This window comes from Bradyrhizobium sp. P2_E8 (assembly GCF_056403875.1).
This window is the reverse complement of the sequence record NZ_JBFUES010000690.1, coordinates 1-4,230: the sequence shown is the minus strand read 5'-3', so window position 1 is coordinate 4,230 and position 4,230 is coordinate 1. Positions and strand designations below refer to the sequence as shown.

4 protein-coding genes are annotated in these 4,230 nt (G+C 63.2%); all 4 read right to left on the bottom strand.

From position 1 onward, the window contains the following. Positions 1–1,832: AMP-dependent synthetase/ligase (locus AC1D00_RS29620; RefSeq protein ID WP_477013108.1), on the bottom strand; the 1,832-nt coding region annotated here is incomplete at its 3' end. Positions 1,833–1,991: 159 nt separating this feature from the next. After that, positions 1,992–2,780 (bottom strand): ABC transporter ATP-binding protein, encoded by a 789-nt coding sequence (locus tag AC1D00_RS29615; protein ID WP_477013107.1) that lies wholly within the window; start codon positions 2,778–2,780, stop codon positions 1,992–1,994. 4 nt (positions 2,781–2,784) lie between these two features. Next, positions 2,785–3,543 carry an ABC transporter ATP-binding protein gene (locus tag AC1D00_RS29610; protein WP_025575147.1) on the bottom strand — a complete coding sequence of 253 codons (759 nt, stop codon included), beginning with the start codon at positions 3,541–3,543 and terminating at the stop codon, positions 2,785–2,787. Further along, positions 3,540–4,230, bottom strand: a 691-nt coding sequence (locus AC1D00_RS29605) for a branched-chain amino acid ABC transporter permease (protein ID WP_477013106.1), incomplete at its 5' end; no start/stop codon positions are given. The genes AC1D00_RS29610 and AC1D00_RS29605, both read right to left, overlap by 4 nt.

The following is a 4,230-nucleotide window of genomic DNA, read 5'->3' as shown; positions in this document are numbered from 1 at the left end:
ACCGCACGCTCGCGATACATCGCCTCGATCTCGGCGGCGTAGCGCTTGTTCACGAAGCCGCGCTTCAGCTTCATGGTCGGCGTCAGCTCCTCGTCCTCGGGCGTCAGCTGGCGCTCGATCAGATAGAACCTCTTGATGCTCTCRACGCGGGCGAAACTGCCGTTGACCTGCTCGATCTCGCGCCAGATCAGGTCCTGGATCTCCGTCGCCCGGCACAGGCTCGCATAATTGGTGAAGGGGATGTCGTGGTCCTGGGCGAACTTCTCGACATTCTCCTGGTCGATCATCACGAGGCAGGTCAGATACGGTCGCTTGTCGCCGATCACCACGGCATCCGAGATGTAGGGCGAGAATTTGAGCTGGTTCTCGATCTCGGACGGCGTGATGTTCTTGCCGCCGGACGTGATGATGATGTCCTTCATCCGGTCGGTGATGCGGACGAAGCCTTCATTGTCGATGGTGCCGACGTCGCCGGTGTGCAACCAGCCGCGTTGATCGATGGTCTCGGCGGTCTTCTCGGGCTGGTTCAGGTAGCCCATGAACAGGAAGTCGCCCCTGATCAGGATCTCGCCGTCGGGTGACAACGCGACCTCACCCCAGGGCACGGCCGTGCCGACCGAGCCGAGCTTGATCCGTTCCGCCGGCATCATGGTGGCGACCCCGCAATTCTCGGTCTGACCGTAGAGCTCGTGCATGTCGATGCCGAGCGCGAGATACCAGCGGATCAGTTCCGGCGCGATCGGCGCCGCGCCGGTGAAGGCGATACGGCAGCGGTCGAGCCCGATCATGCGGCGGATGTTGCGGAATGCCATGCGATAGGCGAGATGATTTGCAATGCGCAACGACAGCGGCGGCGTCCTGCCCTCGATCCGGCAATCGACCATGCGGTAGCCGACCCCGATCGCACGGCGGTAGACCCATTGCTGGAGCGGTGTCGCATCCTTCAGCGCGATGGTGATGGCGGAATAGAATTTTTCCCAGATGCGCGGCACCGCGAGGAAGATGGTCGGCTGCACCTCGCGCAGATTGTCCGGCACCGTCTCCGGGCTTTCGGCAAAGTTCATCACCGAGCCGAGGGCGACAGAGATGTAGTAGCCGCCGATGCGCTCGGCGACATGGCAGAGCGGCAGGAAGATCAGCCGGTCTTCGTTCTCCCGTGCCGGGATGAAGTCGTTGGCATGCCGCATCTGGTGCGTGACGCTGCGGTTGGCGTGCATCGCGCCCTTGGGGGGACCGGTCGTGCCGGACGTATAGACAAGGACCGCGAGATCGCTCGGGCTGCGGCTGTCGATCATCTCCTGCCACAGTGCTTCGCGACCGACCATATGATTGCGCCCGAGCGCGCGAAACTCGTCGAGCGACATCACCATGTCGTCGGAGAAGCCGCTGAGGCCCTCCATGTCGAACACGACGATCCTTTGCAGGGTCGGGCAGCGTGTGCGGCAGGTGAGGATCTTGTCGAGCTGCTCCTCGTCCTCGGCGAAGATCACCTTCGTGCCGGAATCGTTGACGAGATACTGGACCTGGGACGATGCATCGGTCGGATAGATTCCGGAGGAGACGCCGCCGGCGCACAGGATGCCCATGTCGGCATAGACCCATTCCGGCACGGCATTGGCGATGATGGAGGCGACGTCGCCGGGCATGAAACCGATCGCGCGAAGCGCGTAGACGATCTCCTTCGAGATCTCCAGCCATTCGCGCCAGCTCGTCGGCTGCCAGATGCCGAACTTCTTCTCGCGGATCGCCGGCCTGTCGCCCCGCGTCTCCGCGGCACGCAAGAAGCTTTTCGCGATCGTATCAGCGACCGTCAGCACCGCCGGCCGGGCCATGCGCCTCTCCTCCTTGTCGCTTTCCGCTCCGCTGCCTGCCTTGCCGGCGGTCTATGTCTTGCGGATGGGCAATGCCATTTAACGCCAATTCCTGCTTTAACGCCAAAACTTCCTTTGACGCCGAGTCTTCCAGCGCCGAGTCCCCTAACGCCGAATCTTCTAACGCCACGTCTTCTTCTTCTTCCAGCGCCGCTCGCCTCGCGCGCCCGCTTCCTTGGCACCAAGGTAGAATTCCTGGATGTCCTGGGAATGCATCAAGCGGTCGCAGCTGTCGTTCATGACGATCCGGCCGATCTCCAGCACATAGCCGTAATGCGCCGTCTCCAGCGCCACCTTGGCATTCTGCTCGACCAGCAGGATCGACATGCCCTGCTCCTCATTGACCCGGCGGATGATCGTGAAGATCTCCTTCACCAGGATCGGCGACAGGCCGAGCGAGGGCTCGTCGAGCAGCAGCAAGGTCGGCCGGTTCATCAGCGCGCGACCGATCGCGAGCATCTGCTGCTCGCCGCCGGAGAGCTGGCCGGCCGGCTGGTCGATACGCTCCTTCAGCCGCGGGAAATAGCCGTAGACGCGCTCCAGATCCTCCGCGACGCCGTCACGGTCCTTGCGCGGATAGGCGCCCATCATCAGGTTCTCGCGCACGGAGAGGAACGGGAACACCTCGCGCCCCTCCGGCACGTGGCTGAGGCCCAGCCGCACGATTCGGTCGGCCTCCATGCGCTGGATCGGCTTGCCCATGAACTCGATCGTGCCCTTCTGYGGATCGAGAATGCCGGAGATCGTCTTCAGCACCGTGGTCTTGCCGGCGCCGTTGGCACCGAGCAGCGTCACGATGCGGCCGCGGGGCACCTCCAGCGAGATGCCGCGGATCGCCATGATCGGTCCGTAATAGCTCTCGATGTTGGAGAGCTTCAGGATGATGTCTGGAGTCGCCGCGGCATCCATCGCATCAGGCTCCCAGATACGCGGCGACGACGTCAGGGTGCTGCTGCACCTCGGCCGGCGAGCCCATCGCCAGCACCCGGCCATAGTTCAGCGCGATGACGCGATCAGAGACGCGGTTGACCAGCGACATGTCGTGCTCGACCATCAGCACGGTGACGCCGAGCTCGTTCTTCATGTCGCGGATCCAGAACGACATGTCGTCGGTCTCCTCGACATTGAGGCCCGAGGACGGCTCGTCGAGCAGGATCAGCTTCGGCTCCGAGCACAGCGCCCGCGCCAGCTCGATCACCTTGCGCACGCCGTAAGGAAGGCCCGAGATCAGTTTGTCGCGATAGGGTTCGAGGTCGAGGAACTCGATCACCTGCTCGACCCGGCGGCGATGCACCTTCTCGTTGGCGCGCACGCTGGGCAGGAACAGCAGTTCCTGCCAGAGCTGCGTGGTGGAATGGCGGTGACGTCCGACCAGGAGGTTGGACAGCACGGTCGCATTCTCGAACAGCTCGATGTTCTGGAAGGTGCGGGCGATGCCGAGTCTTGCGATATCGTAAGGCGGCTGCTCGGTGATGTCCTGGTCCTCGAAGAAGATGCGGCCCGAGGTCGGCCGGTAGATGCGCGAGATCAGGTTGAAGATCGAGCTCTTGCCGGCGCCGTTGGGACCGATGATCGAGAGGATTTCGCCCTTCTCCACCGCGAACGACACCGCATCGACAGCCTTTAGGCCTCCGAAATGCAGCGACAGATTCTCGGCGCGGAAATAGCTCATCGGTTGCGCTCCGACTTCACGTAGATCTTCTGCCGCTTGAAGGTGGCGCGCTTGTAGAGCGGGAAGAGCTGGAAGAAGAGCTTGATCTTGAGCCAGCGGCCGTAGAGCCCGAGCGGCTCGAACAGCACGAACAGCACGATGATGATGCCGTAGATCGCGCCCTTCAGCCCGTTGAGCGAGGCGAAGGCTGCGACCCTGGACTGGACGTCGGCCGCTCCTTGCGCACCGGCACCGAAAGCGGCGGCAATGCCGGCGATGATGCCGGGCATGTCGTCCTTCAAATAGGTCAGGAACGGGTCGATCATCACGATGAAGATCGCGCCCAGCACGGCGCCGTGCAGGCTGAAGCTGCCGCCGATCAGGATCACGATGATGAACTCGATCGAGAGCTGGAGCGTGAACATCTCCGGCGAGATGAAGGAGAGCTTGTGCGCGAACAAGACGCCGGCAAAGCCGGTGATCGCCGCCGAGATCGCAAAGGACTTCACCTTGTAGAGCGCGACGTTGACGCCCATGCTGCGCGCCGCAGTCTCGCTGTCGCGGATCGCGACGAAGGCCCGGCCCGTCGGCGAGCGCAACAGATTGAGCGTGCCGACGATGGTCAGCACCAGCACGGCGAGACACAGGAAATAGAAGGTCGGGCTGTCACGCGGCACCGCGACGCCGAGCAGCGACAGCGTCTTGACC